The sequence below is a fragment of the Larkinella harenae genome, assembly GCF_054780515.1.
Window position 1 is genome coordinate 2333936 of sequence record NZ_BAAGWE010000001.1, and the last position, 12628, is coordinate 2346563.

A 12628-nucleotide genomic window follows, 5' to 3' on the forward strand; every position below is an offset into this window, starting at 1 on the left:
TGTGACTTTTGTGCAATAATATTTGACTAAATGGTCGCTATTTTTATTGTACGGTGCAAAAAAACGGTTATTATTTAGAACTTTGGCAATAGTTGATTTAATTTTCTCAACGGTTTTAAAAAAAGTGTAAAAAAGTAAGGACGTAAGCCGTTGATGCGCCAAGCCTGTCGGTCTTCCCGATTGGCCCGTATCCGGTGCTTAAAGGTCGCATTACTGATTCCCCCTGACCGCATAGCCACCAGAACCTCTGGGAGGTAACTGATTTTAATTTTGTGTTTATGAATAAACCGCAGCAGCAGTTCATAATCCGATGAGCTTTTGAGTTGAAGCGTATAACCGCCCAATTGCTCATAAACCGACCGTTTGATAAAGCACGTTAGGTGGGGAGGCATCCAGCCCCACAGAAAAGCTCCTTCCTTGTATTCGCCCACTTTCCAGTAGCGGTCAATTTTCTCCGTATTGACCGGGTCAACGTAAATCTCGTCGCCATAAACTGCATCACAGTTTGTCTGATTAAACAGTGCTACGACTTTCTCGACAACCTGATGATGCTTGTAAAAATCATCGGAGTTGATGAACCCGATTACGTCGCCTGTGGCCAGCCGCAGGCCCTTGTTCATGGCGTCGTATAAGCCTTTGTCGGGTTCTGAAACGAAACGGGTGATCCGGGAGCCGTAAGTACGAACAATCTCGGCGGTATTATCTTTTGACTTCCCGTCGATAACGATGTATTCGATATTCGGATACGTCTGGTTCAGTACGGATTCGATGCTGTCGCGAATCGTAGCGGCCCCGTTGTAAACGACGGTTATGATGGTAACTTTCATTGTATTTCACGGTTTTTGACCCAAACAGCCGGATTTCCCTGATAGATTCCGTAAGGTTCGAGCGAGCGCGTAGCTACCGAACCCATGGCCAGAATGGAGTGCGAATGGCACGTAACGCCGGGACTGACGATTGATTTGGCCCCCAGCCAGACCCCGTTTTCGATGTGGATTGGTTTGATGAACAGGTCGAAAGTCCGGCTACGGTAGTTATGATTGCCGGTTTCCATCATCACACCCTGGGAAATGCAGGCGTGGTTGCCGATGGTGACCGGAGCCAGGTTATCAATCCATACTTCTTCACCCATCCAGACGTAATCGCCGATCGTGAGCAGCCAGGGAAACTTGATATTCACTTTCGGTTTTATTGCAAAACCAACACCAATTTTGGCCCCAAAAAGCGTCAGAATCCACTTCTTGAGGCTCATGGGGAGGGGCAAATACGAGTTGATGGTCACCGAACTGACCAAAAACCAGAGCACAATTTTCCATTTTGGTCCGGGCTTCCACCAGCTGTTGTCGTACACCGACAGATCAGTGCTGGCTTGGCCGCTCGGCCAGGAGGTCTTTTCCATATTCTGTTCGGAAAAAATCAATAATTGCTTGTTTATCAGTACCTACGCGGTGGTATACTTCGTAGAGTTTGGCGTCGACCAGAAAGCGGTACCAGAGTCCCTGCAAAAAATGCCACATTAGCCCCGGCCTTCCGTCGATAATGCCCAGCCGGACAAAATACCGGTAGAAAAAATACAGAAACGGTCGTGTAAAAAGTGGAAGCGACGCATACCGTAGTTTCAAATACCGTTTGCGCTGTTCCTGCGTTCCAAACAACTTCGGTTCAACCCGAATGGATTGGTCGAAGTTATACCGCATGTTCAAAATGTCGATCACCTCCCGGATGGCGTACAGGTTATGCTTCTGCGTCCACCACGTCAGGTTGTTGAGGTTGTGGTCTACCAGATCGTGTTCGAACTGGATGGACCGACCGGTCGACAGCTTGATGTGTTCATCCATCCAGGTTTCTTCGCAAATGCCTTGTCCACTGCGCCACAACCGTAACAGCCAGATGGGGTAGTAAGCCCCGTGACGCATCCAGCGGTTCATGAACATCACCCGGCGTTTGACGTAAACTCCGCTAACATCATTGGGCAGGGTGGACAAGCGGTTCTGGATTTCCGCAGCCAGCTCGGGCAGCACGTATTCGTCGGCATCCATCCGCATCAGCCAGGTCGTTTTGAAAGGCGTGTGCTGAATACCGTAATTAAACTGCGTGGCGTAATTCACCCAGGGGTTCTGCACCACCTCGGCCCCCATCGATCGGGCAATTGTAACGGTTTGGTCGGTTGAAAACGAATCGACAATAAAAATCTGCTTCGTAAACGGCAGCAGGCTGGCGATACATCGACCGATATGTTTCTCTTCGTTATGCGTCAGAATAATGACTGAAATACTGCTCATACCCGTTGGGGAACAAGTTGATAATAAGCATCAAGCACCTGATTGGCCACTACGTTGATATCGCAAACCTCGGCGATCATCCGTCGGCCGTTGCGGGCCAGCCGGGCGGCCTCTTCGGGATGATCAAGCAGATACGCCAATCCGTTACGAACCGATTCTACGGTGGTATCGCTGATGTAGGCGGCATCGTACGAGCGCAGGTAATCACCAAAACCGACGTTATCGGTCAACAGCGATGGAATTCCGCACGTCAGGGCTTCGGTGGCGGCAATGGAAAACCCTTCGGAATAAGAGGGTAAAGCAAATACATCGGCGTCGGCAAAAGCCGCCAGTTTGTCATTTTTGATAAGCATTCCCGGCAGCAAAATGCAGTCCTGAAGCCCGTTTGCTTGAATAAATTGCTGCACTTCGGGTAGATAGCCGTCGTCAGGTCCGGCCAATACCAACACGGCATTGGGATGGGTTTTCCGGAGTTCCCGAAAAGCGGGCAGCAGAATGTCTAGTCCCTTTTTGATGTGAATCCGGCTCAGAAACAGAATCATCTGCTGGTTCGGGCTGATGTTGTGCTGCTTTCGGAAGGTCCCTTTGGCGGGCAGATGCTGGTATTCTGAAATCGGCAAACCGTTCGGAATGATCCGGACGTTCGGGTGTTGGTAACCCAGGTACCGCCGGACATCTTCCTCCTCCCGCGTGTTGTTAATCAAAATCAGGGGTGTTTCCTTCAACAGCCGCTTTTGCAGCAGAAATGACATAATTTTCTTTTTCAGAAGTCCCTGACGGAGTGTCCAGCGGTCGAGTAGGCCGTGAATCGTCACTACTTTAGCACCCCGGATTGAAGCAAAATACGGCGCAACTGCGCCGAAATGCCAGATGCCGTGAATATGAATGATGTCGTATTCGTTGCCGTGGTCGCGCAGGTACTGGTATAAACCGGGAGCAAACTCGGGAAAGAAACGGGCAAACCAGTGCCGTTTTACTTCAACAACCTTCACACCTGGAGCAACCGGGTAAAGCACTTCCCCCTCTGACATGGGGGTCAAAATCGTGATATTTTCGCCCTGAGCAGCTTGGACGCTGGTATAATCGTAGATGATTCGGGGCGGTCCGCCAATGTTCCAGGAATAGGCGCAGATGTGGAGAATGTTCATACGGAAGCTTGAAGTAACGACCCTTGGCTCACTTTTACAAATCCTTCCATCATTTTCTGACCAACGGCCCGCGGATCAAAATGGGCGACAATTTGTTCGGAACGCCGACCCATTGCCGGTCGATCAGCCTGACCACTGGTGAATTGGAGCAGACAATGGGTTAACTCATCCTGCCGGAGTGGATCGAACGTATAACCGTTCTGGCCGGGTTGTACCAAATCCATCGCACAGCCGCAACGGCTTGAAACAACCACCGGCATTCCGCAGGCCATGGCTTCGTTGACGACCAGCCCCCAGGGCTCCGACAGGCTCGGCAACACCAGCACGTCGGCCAGTGCCAGCGTTTCGGGTACGCGGTACCAGGGCTGGTTGGGCAGAATTTTAATGGAGTCCTGTAGACCAAGCCGCTCAATCTGGGCCTGAAGCGCGGCTTTCTGCGGACCGTCGCCCAGCAGCAGCAATCCCCAGTCGGCGGAGGAACGGGGCTGTAGCAAGGCCTGATGGAAAGCATCGAGCAAAACCTTCAGATTCTTTTCAGCGGCCAGTCGCCCGACGTAAATAAAATTGATCGGTTTTAGCCCCAACGCCTGCTGCCGAGCCGAGTGGTCAGGACGGGCCTGGTCGTAGGTTTGGCGCAACTTTTGGTTATCGACCACCGCGTTGTTCTGGACCAGAATCCGTTCGGGGCGCACACCGAGCTGTTTCAGGTAATTGGCCTGAGGGGTTCCAAAGCAGAAAAAACCGTCGGCCATCGCCAGGATCCGCTTTTTCACCCATTCCTTGTAGGACGTGCGCACGTGGTCAACGGGGCTCGACTCGTTCTGAATGATCACTTTAACGCCGGTGAGTTTTGCCAGCAGCAGCAGAACCTGTTGAGCGGGGTCGTAATAGCCCGTTAGCAGAATTACGTCGGGTTTGAAGGCGCGCATCCGGCTCACAAGCGCTTTTGTTTTAGCCTGTATGCCAACGCGTTCGATGTACGTGTCGAATAGCAGGTCGTAGCTGTATTGATCCGGCAACTGATCCGGTTTGCCCAGCAACGCCCGTGATTGCTCGCTTTGGGCAATCTGCAATACGTGCACCTGGCTGTTGAAAGCGGGTGCCAGACGGTTCAGTTCACTAAAAACCGTTGCCTTATAATGTGCCCACAGGATGTTGTGAACAATCAGAATTTTCATAGAGACGGCGGGATGTCATCCTTACGCGGCCGGTGCCAGCGTGGGGTGATTTCGCAGATTGGGAGCATAGAGGTGACTAATTCCCATAAACCGGATCATCAGACAGAAAGGATGCCAGAAGGAAATTTCGTACGGTCGGCCATTCGTGAACAACTGTACAAACAGCATGATATAGAAGTACGCCAGAAACGTCGACAGGGAATCCGGATTTTCGCGGATGGCTTTCAGGCTGTAAAAAAGCGCCGAAAAGGTAAAGGCCGCAAATGTAACAAAACCGGGTATGCCGTGGTTGATAAGCGCTTCCATGAGCGGGATGTCCAGGTACGTAGATTTGTATCCCTGACCAAACAGAAGTCGCTCAAGGTGCCCTTCGAGCATGTTCCGGAAGTAACCAAAACTGGTGGCCCGGTTACCCGCTGATGCATCAAAGGTGGCCGTAAACTGGTTCTGAACCTTGATTCCAAATAGCGCGTAGACGTTCTCCATATTACGCTCGATGAACGCAACGGCGTACCCGTAGAGAATAGCGATCAGGTCGGCGTTTCTGCGCATGAACACGGAGATTCCGATGAAAACGATGGCAATCAGAACGATCGATGCAGGCCGAAACAGGCCACGAACGGCGGTTTTGATTTGGGCGGGCCGGATGTTGAACAGGAAGAACAAACCGATGATCACGATCAGGGCCACAATACTCGAACGGGTTTGCGTCATGACCAGAATACCCATGCTGAAGATACAGGCGAAGAGCGTCAGAATCCGGGGAATAAAGGTAGTTTGGGGCCGGAAGGCCCAAATTCCGCAAGCCACTACACTCATCAGGGCGTTTCGGGAGAAAACGTGCGGGTTACCAGTCCGATACTCGCCTTCGCCAAACTGAATAGCCGCCCGTTGACCAATATTCCAGGTCGGGTCGGTTAGCAGGGCATACACCAGGGCCAGGTTGGATACGACCGTAAAGGCAATGGTGATGGGGATAAACACCTCAATGATGTCGTTCGGAATGTTAATCAGCAGAAAGAGAAACAGCGCTACGTAGAGGTAGTAAATCGTGTCGATGGTTCCATCCTTAAACCACTGGTCGCGGTAAAACGCCATATAAAATATAATAACCGCAAAAAACAGAAGGGCCTGTTTGAGAAGGGTGGAATTAAGGCGGTAAAGTTTATGCAAAAAGTGAAACGGGATCATGAGCAGAAAGCCCAATCCCAGAAAAGCTGCCGTAAAAGCCGTACTGCCCGGCGCGAGCCGGAGGGTTTCTTTGAAAAAGAAAATCAGGGGGTACCCGTCAATCACGATCATAATCCCGACGACATAGCGCATCAGGTGCAGCTTTCGCCAGGTGAACAAATCGGATACATTCGATAAGGACAGCATACGATACGGGATTTAAGCAATGTCAACCGTATTTCAGATCCGGTTTAAGCGCTTTATCAATTGTATTTTTTTAATACCAGTACAAATATAGCGAAAAGATGAGAATACTCGGGAAAGAACCCGGAGCGGGGAATCTCAAATTGCAACGCCCAACGCGCAGTACGGTTTAATTCATATTACGCGGTACATCTACCGTATCAATAAACTGCACGGTTTGCCGGAGCGTTTCGACGGCATCCTTGCGCCAGCCCCGCAATGGCATTTTGAACGGTTGTTGGCCGTAAGCCGGGGCGATGGCCGACAATGGGGTGGACAGTCCCGCCCGGTCAAAATAATTCACCCGGTTCTGGTAGTCGCGCAGCAGTTTTTTCACGATCGGATAAGCCGACAGCCGAACCCGCGTTTGCGCCTGAAAAAAACCTTCCTGATCGGCCAGACCTTTGTAATTCAGGAACGCAAAACCACCTTTTTCGGCGATGGGCCGCTCGTGCAGATTCCAAACGCCAAGGTGCCAGTCGGTTTTTTTGACAATGGTGACACCTTCAAACAAACCGGGCGTTAGCACCAGCCAGATCTGATCGGTGTACATGCCTTCACACGGGCGGGCAAAAGCGCGCTCCGGTACCCGGTTGCTCCACCAGTCCAGAAAGCGCGTTGTTTCGGGTGCCTGTTTCAGGCCCAGAAAACCGGAGCTGTACAGACCCACGTTTTGCAGGTATTTCTCGTCCGGAAAAGCACTGTCGGTCACCGGCTTAAGCAGATGCGGAGTCAGCACTAAAGTTGCGTTGGGAAACAAACCGTTCAAATTGCCCAGCGATTCGTAAAGGTAAACCGCTGGATCAAGGTAAATGATCCAGTCATTCTGGGAGCGGTTTTGGTAAAGGTGCTTAATGAACAACGGCTTGCAGGCCGCTACAAATTCGGCGGGGGTATATTGCTGCGAAAGTTGTTCCCGATCCGGAACGGTTACCTCTCGGAACGAAATCAGCGGATACGGAATCTGAATACCCGCCGGAAGCTGTGAACTATCGTCGCACAAACCAATGACAAATTCATCACCGGCCTGATGACGTTGCAGACTTTCGCCCAGCGCGAGAGCCTGAGGAAGTTGCCGGATGGTGCAAACAGTCAGAAATGTAATCATATCGTATTACTCTGCTAAATCGCCTAAAGCCGCCAGATAAGGTGCGTAATGGTTAGCCTCCTGATCGGCATAGCGGTGATAATTGCCCTTCAGCAACTCGCCCAGCACGGGAAGAAGTCGGAAAAACCGTCCGTCGGGCATTGTACTTCGCCGATTGTAATGAGCCAATCGGCGTTCAAACTGGCGGATTCCCGGTGTTTTGTCCGGAACACGGTCTACAAGGAGTTGGTATAATTGACGCGCTTCCTGGTATTTAAGAATCAACGGGTCAAGCTTTTCGCTATGCGGTCGCGAAAACCGCTCTTTGAAACTGACCGCACGCCCGGCAGCGGGCGGACGCGTACCGACTTGCTGTTTTTCGTGCGTCCGGTACCGGACCAGCGGTTTTTCGTAGAAATCAACGGTACCTTTGGCGGCAGCAATCAACGCCATCCAGCCGTCGTAAATGTAGTTCGACAGGTTAGGAATGGGTAAAAATGACGCCAACAGACGCCGACGCAGCGCGCAGGTACAACCCATCACCCGATTGCCGTCCAGCAGCACTTCCATCGCTTCGCCCCGGCGCCACTTGTCGCGAATAGGCGCTGTAAACCGCACGGTATCCCAGAAAAATCGGCCGGTATCGTTCAGATTAGCGTCGGCAATGGTGGCATTGGTAAAAACCAGGTCGGTTGCTGGATGCTGCTCCAGGTAGTCCGCCAGCGTCTCGATTTTTTCGGGCAGCCAGTAATCGTCCTGATCGCAGATGAAAAGCAGTTCTCCCTGGCATAGGAAGAGCGCTTTCTCAAAGTTTTTGTTGGAACCCAGCCGGGGGGTATTGCGTACGATGTGGACCGGAAATGGCGCCCTGTCGGCAAACTTTTGCAGAATCACCGGTGTCTGATCGGTCGAGTCGTCGTCGCAGATGATGAGTTCGTCGGGCAAACGGCTCTGGTGCAGAATGCTTTGCAACTGCGTCTCCAGGTAGGCTTCGCCATTATACGTACAAAGCGCCACCGAAATGCCCGGACGAATAGAATCAGATGGTGTAGCCATAGGTTGCAAAAATGGGTCGCCAGTAATCGGTTCCGTGAATATCCCAGGCATGACAACCAAAAGGGAGCTGACCGTTGTTATACGTTGCAATGGCGCGTTCGGGATAAAATTCCACGGCAAACCGCATGGCCGTTCGGAAATCCGGTACGTTGATCAGGGGCAAATACCGGTTAACCTCAATGCCCCAGAAGATATCTTCGTTGTACTGGTGGGCGTGAATTTTTTCGTAATTGGCAATCTTTTTCCGGAAAAACCGGATCCAGCGCAGCAACGACGATACGTTTCGCAGTGAGAAACCACCGTTCCCGACTCCGTTGAGGGAGGTAATTTCGCGCGGTGTCACGCCATCTTCTTTTTTCAGGTCCAGTAACAGCGCAATTTTTTTCTTGATGTTAAAAACCGTTTCATCCTTCCAGCCGGTAAAGTCGCGGTCACGAAGCCAGGGCGCACCGATGTAGTCGTATCTCCGCTGGCACCAGTCCGTCAACTCGTCCTGAAAAACAAAGGCATCCAGCTGGTGAATCAGCATGTACTGAAAATCCGTAAAGGCCTGGTAAAACTCCTCCGAGAGCATGAGCCGGTTGTACGCCTGAATATTTTTGAAGTACGCAGCATCGAAGGTCCGAACCTGTAATTGCGGGTAGGGCGTAGTCAGGTACGAAACATCCAGCGTTTGGGGAGCAACCAGAATGATCGGGTATTTGACCAAAACGCGCAGACACTGGGTCAGCGCAATCTGCTCATAATCTGTCAGCGACGACTGGTAAACCGGAATGACGACACAGACCAGCTGCGGATTTTTACGGAGGTTATTCATGGTTTGGTTGCGGTTTACAGAATACGGTTGGTGGTACTTTCGTCCGACACCGTAAGCCGTAAATCAGACACTACTTACCGGTTTTCCAGCGTCGAAATAATAGCGTTAAGCGGAGATTTCAGCGCTCTCCGAACTTTCTGGTAATACAGGATTTTGGGCGGCTTGATGTAAAAGCAAGCGTAATTTCGATACGTTTCGTTTTGGTTATCAAGTAGTTGCTGGTGGTAGTGTTTGAATAGCCCTACAATGTCTGGGCGTTGCTCAAACGTAAACCGATTCTGGTATTTGGAAATTTCCTGTGGTTTATGAACCCCGTAACCGCTGTAGTGAAAAAATTGCAGCTCCGCCGTTTCGTTGACGTACCAGGTGCCGTTTTGCTCCGAAAAAGACCGTTCATGCAGGTTCCAGTAAGCGGCATTGTAACCGGGATGTTTTTCAATACAGACCCGGTCGTAATGGATGGGTGCAAAATTCACCCAGTGCTGATCGACAAATAAACCGTTGCACAGGTCGATGCGGCATTCGTTCACCAGTCGCTTTTTCCACCACTGCACAAACCGGTTCGACTCTTCAGTTTTTTGCAAACCAATAAAGCCCAGGTTAAACGTTCCGGTATTCAGGTGGTTCAACTCATTGGGAATCAGCCAGTCGTTGATTGGTTGACAGATATGGGGCGTCAAAACCATGTTGTACGTACCCAAATGGTTTTTCAGGCGGGTAAGTGGCTGAAAAACAATAATATCCGGGTCGAAGTAGATGACTTCGGTCGCGTCGGGATAATGCTTGAAAAAGTAATCGATGTAAAACGGTTTGACAGCCGTGTTCAACTCTGTAATGTCGTAGCGGTCGCACATGCCCGCAAAATCTTCAATTTCAATCCGATCGACCTCCAGCATGGGGTAATCGGGCAGGAGCGAAGCGGGCAGGTTGGCACGATCCAGCTTATCGACCAAACCGATTACGTACTGCCAATCGGGATTGGTTTGCCGCAGCGAGTCGCCCAGTGTGCGAGCCTGCGCCAGGTAGTTGATGGAGCATATCGTGAAAGCCAGCGTCATCGGTAATATTTCTGCAAAAGGTATTGTAAATAGCGTTCGGGCTGAAGATCAGCTAGTTTATGCCGTAAGGCAGCCGCACTTTGGGCGGTATCAATGTCGAAGGGGCGACCTTTATCGACCAGCTCGTAATTGGCTTTCAATCCCAGATGGTTTTCAATTGCCCGGACAATTTCCAGCGGTTTGACACTAAACGGATTGGCCACGTTGATCGTCTGATTCCATTCACTCGGTTGGCGTCGGATGTAGTCAGTTACAACCAGATAAACATCGTCCACGTCGATCAGGTTGCGGCAGGCATGCTGCCAAACCTGAAATGGTTCGCCTGATTGAATGCGGTTGACGAAAAAATTGAATACAGTATGGGGGTTCTCGGTTTGGCCGACCACATTGGAAGCCCGGATCAGCAGATAATGGGGGCAGTGTTGCCGGATGTGATTTTCCAATGCCAGCTTGTGCTGCGTATACAACGATCCCTGCTCGGTGGGATCGGCGACGCTGCACGTGCTGAAATACACAAAAAGCCGGTCGGGTGATTGCGCAATGGTTGTTTCAACCAGATTTTTCTCGCGCTCAAATGCAGCCGGACGGTTTTCCTTGGAATTGGAAACCCCGGAGGCAAAAATAAGCACATCGTCCCGGTCGCTGTAGGCAGAAAAACGCCGGGCAATCATTCCGTTCCCAACGACCATATTAAGCGTTGTGTTCATTCAAGGTAGTTTCAAGCAAGGACAGCAGACGCGGAACCAGGACACCAACGTCGTGGTTCATAGCACGCTGGAAAAAAACGGATCCCAGCCGACGGCGTTCGTCCGGTGCATCGGCTAGCCGCCGGATCAGGTCGGCGAGGGCGCCCACGTCGGAATAATCGACCAGGCAGCCCGTATCTTCGCCCACAAAATCCGGACTACCACCCGACTCCCGGAAACAACTGACGGGAATCCGGTTCAGCCCGGCTTCGAGAATCACCAGCGGATACGGATCTTCGCGTGAAGTGAGCGTAAAAATGTCAAAACACGCAAAATAATTCAGGTAATCGCCCCCCGGTTCGATCAGGTGAACACGGTTAGTAAGCCGCATCCGCTCCAGATCGTACGTCAGGCGACGGTATTCTTCACTCTGTTTCGGCACGCCAATCCAAACAAAATACGCGTCTGGATGGGTTTTCAAAACCTGCTGGGCCATCAGGACAAACAAATCGACGCCCTTGCGCCACTCGGCATTGCCGCAACCTCCCACCACCACAGCATTTGCCGGAATGCCCAGACGGTTTCGAATCGCAACCTGATCAACGGCCTGTAACGTGTTCAACAGCGACTCCGTCCGGATGATCGAGTTCAGCACGGTCGTTTTCCCGGGGGCCAGTTTATGATTCTGAACCAGATTGCGCCGAACAGCGTCCGACCCGCACACGAACAAGGTGGCATGGTCGAGCTGGTACCGCAAATCCTCGGGTTTGGTATAAATCTGAATTGATGTTTCCAGTTCGTGCACATACGACACAAACGGCAGCTCCAGCGGTTGAAGCCGACGCAGCAGCCCGCCATTGGCGATGGTATTGGAAAAAATCAGGTCGAATGACTGGGCGCGTAAAACTGGCAGTAGTTCCGCAAAAAGTTTGGAGCGTGGATCGGCTTCGGGTTGAGCAGCGCCCATTCCCAACCGGTTGGCTACCTTGGTAATCAAGCCGTTTGTGCGGGGGGGAGCGGGGGGGACATAACCCGCATAAACCGTCGTCACCCGCTCATAATCGGGGAGCAGCGGTCCGCCATCGCCCAGCAACAGCGCTGTTTCCACGCCCGACTGACGCAGAAACGTCAGCAGGTGAAGCAATAAATATTGTGCGCCGGCCCGGTTGGCATCGTGGCCGATAAACAGAATCTTTTTCAATACACTTTATGGCTCGGTACCGGTTTCTTTTCGGCGGGATTGCCCATGTAGACACCCCAGGGTTCAGTGGATTTGATGACCGCTGCGGCCATTCCCACGAGCGTTCCTTCGGCAATGTGCAGGTAATCGCGAATGGTGGCGTTGACCCCGAAAAAACAGTAAGAATCAACCACGCAATGGCCCGACAGCACAATATGGGATGTGAAGAAAACGTGGTCCTTGATCTGGCCGTGGTGGCCGATGTGATTCCCGCTCCACAACACGACGTTGTTACCAATCGTTGTGAACGGCTGAATCGTATTATCCTCCAGAATAAAACAGTTCTCGCCGATTTGGTTGTTGAACAGCGTGGCTTTGGAGCTGATGTAAGAAATAAATTCGTACCCTTTGGCTTTGGCGTCGAGGTAGACTTTTTCGCGGTTTTTATTCATTTTCCGGCCCGTCATGGGAGCGAAAAACTTGAACTCCTGCGGGGGGTAAATGGTTTCTACGGTTTCGAAAGCAACCACCGGAAGCCCTTTGAACTCGATTTCTTTCAGGTATTCCTGATTGACCGTAAAGGCCACTACCTCGTGCTCCGAGTCGTGCGTCAGGTAAAAGTGCGCCAGTTCGGCCGTATCCAAAACACCAAAAATTACAACCTTTGCCATGTGGGTGATTAATTTTGAATGAGCGAATGAGCGAATGAGTGAATAGCTCCAA

At 51.4% G+C, this 12628-nt stretch carries 13 protein-coding genes; all 13 read right to left on the minus strand.

Annotation, left to right across the window (positions count from 1 at the left end):
* Positions 1 to 74 precede the first annotated feature (74 nt).
* The 13 genes from ACYVH9_RS09605 to ACYVH9_RS09665 all read right to left on the minus strand — a co-directional run bounded on the left by ACYVH9_RS09605 (position 75) and on the right by ACYVH9_RS09665 (position 12576).
* Positions 75 to 827, minus strand: coding sequence for a glycosyltransferase family 2 protein (locus ACYVH9_RS09605; protein WP_460636090.1), 753 nt, complete (start codon positions 825 to 827; stop codon positions 75 to 77).
* Entirely contained in the window at positions 824 to 1399 is a 576-nt protein-coding gene (locus tag ACYVH9_RS09610) for a WcaF family extracellular polysaccharide biosynthesis acetyltransferase (RefSeq protein ID WP_460636091.1), read from the minus strand. Before ACYVH9_RS09610 ends, ACYVH9_RS09605 begins: the two co-directional genes overlap by 4 nt.
* Positions 1359 to 2282 carry a glycosyltransferase family 2 protein gene (locus tag ACYVH9_RS09615; protein WP_460636092.1) on the minus strand — a complete coding sequence of 308 codons (924 nt, stop codon included), beginning with the start codon at positions 2280 to 2282 and terminating at the stop codon, positions 1359 to 1361. The genes ACYVH9_RS09610 and ACYVH9_RS09615 overlap by 41 nt, the downstream gene beginning before the upstream one ends.
* Complete coding sequence (locus ACYVH9_RS09620) at positions 2279 to 3430, minus strand: glycosyltransferase (protein ID WP_460636093.1); 1152 nt, start codon at positions 3428 to 3430, stop codon at positions 2279 to 2281. Before ACYVH9_RS09620 ends, ACYVH9_RS09615 begins: the two co-directional genes overlap by 4 nt.
* Positions 3427 to 4608, minus strand: a complete 1182-nt coding sequence (locus ACYVH9_RS09625; RefSeq protein ID WP_460636094.1) for a glycosyltransferase family 4 protein — start codon at positions 4606 to 4608, stop codon at positions 3427 to 3429. Before ACYVH9_RS09625 ends, ACYVH9_RS09620 begins: the two co-directional genes overlap by 4 nt.
* 21 nt (positions 4609 to 4629) lie before the next feature.
* Positions 4630 to 5985, minus strand: a complete 1356-nt coding sequence (locus ACYVH9_RS09630; protein ID WP_460636095.1) for an O-antigen ligase family protein — start codon at positions 5983 to 5985, stop codon at positions 4630 to 4632.
* 166 nt (positions 5986 to 6151) lie between these two features.
* Positions 6152 to 7129 carry a hypothetical protein gene (locus tag ACYVH9_RS09635; protein ID WP_460636096.1) on the minus strand — a complete coding sequence of 326 codons (978 nt, stop codon included), beginning with the start codon at positions 7127 to 7129 and terminating at the stop codon, positions 6152 to 6154.
* Positions 7130 to 7135: 6 nt separating this feature from the next.
* Positions 7136 to 8164 carry a glycosyltransferase family 2 protein gene (locus ACYVH9_RS09640; protein ID WP_460636097.1) on the minus strand — a complete coding sequence of 343 codons (1029 nt, stop codon included), beginning with the start codon at positions 8162 to 8164 and terminating at the stop codon, positions 7136 to 7138.
* The gene (locus ACYVH9_RS09645) at positions 8148 to 8981 is read right to left on the minus strand and encodes a DUF5672 family protein (RefSeq protein ID WP_460636098.1); all 834 of its coding nucleotides are present in this window, start codon (positions 8979 to 8981) and stop codon (positions 8148 to 8150) included. Before ACYVH9_RS09645 ends, ACYVH9_RS09640 begins: the two co-directional genes overlap by 17 nt.
* 74 nt (positions 8982 to 9055) lie before the next feature.
* Positions 9056 to 10039 (minus strand): glycosyltransferase family protein, encoded by a 984-nt coding sequence (locus tag ACYVH9_RS09650; protein WP_460636099.1) that lies wholly within the window; start codon positions 10037 to 10039, stop codon positions 9056 to 9058.
* Positions 10036 to 10746: an NAD-dependent epimerase/dehydratase family protein gene (locus ACYVH9_RS09655; protein ID WP_460636100.1), complete on the minus strand. Its 711-nt coding sequence runs from the start codon at positions 10744 to 10746 to the stop codon at positions 10036 to 10038. The genes ACYVH9_RS09650 and ACYVH9_RS09655 overlap by 4 nt, the downstream gene beginning before the upstream one ends.
* Positions 10730 to 11926 (minus strand): glycosyltransferase family 4 protein, encoded by a 1197-nt coding sequence (locus tag ACYVH9_RS09660; protein ID WP_460636101.1) that lies wholly within the window; start codon positions 11924 to 11926, stop codon positions 10730 to 10732. The genes ACYVH9_RS09655 and ACYVH9_RS09660 overlap by 17 nt, the downstream gene beginning before the upstream one ends.
* The gene (locus ACYVH9_RS09665; protein ID WP_460636102.1) at positions 11923 to 12576 is read right to left on the minus strand and encodes an acetyltransferase; all 654 of its coding nucleotides are present in this window, start codon (positions 12574 to 12576) and stop codon (positions 11923 to 11925) included. Before ACYVH9_RS09665 ends, ACYVH9_RS09660 begins: the two co-directional genes overlap by 4 nt.
* Positions 12577 to 12628: the final 52 nt, after the last annotated feature.

Excerpts from the sequence above, each read along its gene's own strand:
- ACYVH9_RS09630 (WP_460636095.1), bottom strand. The coding sequence starts at position 5,985 with ATGCTGTCCTTATCGAATGTATCCGATTTGTTCACCTGGCGAAAGCTG.
- ACYVH9_RS09625 (WP_460636094.1), bottom strand. The coding sequence starts at position 4,608 with ATGAAAATTCTGATTGTTCACAACATCCTGTGGGCACATTATAAGGCA.
- ACYVH9_RS09655 (WP_460636100.1), bottom strand. The coding sequence starts at position 10,746 with ATGAACACAACGCTTAATATGGTCGTTGGGAACGGAATGATTGCCCGG.
- ACYVH9_RS09605 (WP_460636090.1), bottom strand. The coding sequence starts at position 827 with ATGAAAGTTACCATCATAACCGTCGTTTACAACGGGGCCGCTACGATT.
- ACYVH9_RS09665 (WP_460636102.1), bottom strand. The coding sequence starts at position 12,576 with ATGGCAAAGGTTGTAATTTTTGGTGTTTTGGATACGGCCGAACTGGCG.
- ACYVH9_RS09620 (WP_460636093.1), bottom strand. The coding sequence starts at position 3,430 with ATGAACATTCTCCACATCTGCGCCTATTCCTGGAACATTGGCGGACCG.
- ACYVH9_RS09615 (WP_460636092.1), bottom strand. The coding sequence starts at position 2,282 with ATGAGCAGTATTTCAGTCATTATTCTGACGCATAACGAAGAGAAACAT.
- ACYVH9_RS09650 (WP_460636099.1), bottom strand. The coding sequence starts at position 10,039 with ATGACGCTGGCTTTCACGATATGCTCCATCAACTACCTGGCGCAGGCT.
- ACYVH9_RS09640 (WP_460636097.1), bottom strand. The coding sequence starts at position 8,164 with ATGGCTACACCATCTGATTCTATTCGTCCGGGCATTTCGGTGGCGCTT.
- ACYVH9_RS09645 (WP_460636098.1), bottom strand. The coding sequence starts at position 8,981 with ATGAATAACCTCCGTAAAAATCCGCAGCTGGTCTGTGTCGTCATTCCG.
- ACYVH9_RS09635 (WP_460636096.1), bottom strand. The coding sequence starts at position 7,129 with ATGATTACATTTCTGACTGTTTGCACCATCCGGCAACTTCCTCAGGCT.
- ACYVH9_RS09610 (WP_460636091.1), bottom strand. The coding sequence starts at position 1,399 with ATGGAAAAGACCTCCTGGCCGAGCGGCCAAGCCAGCACTGATCTGTCG.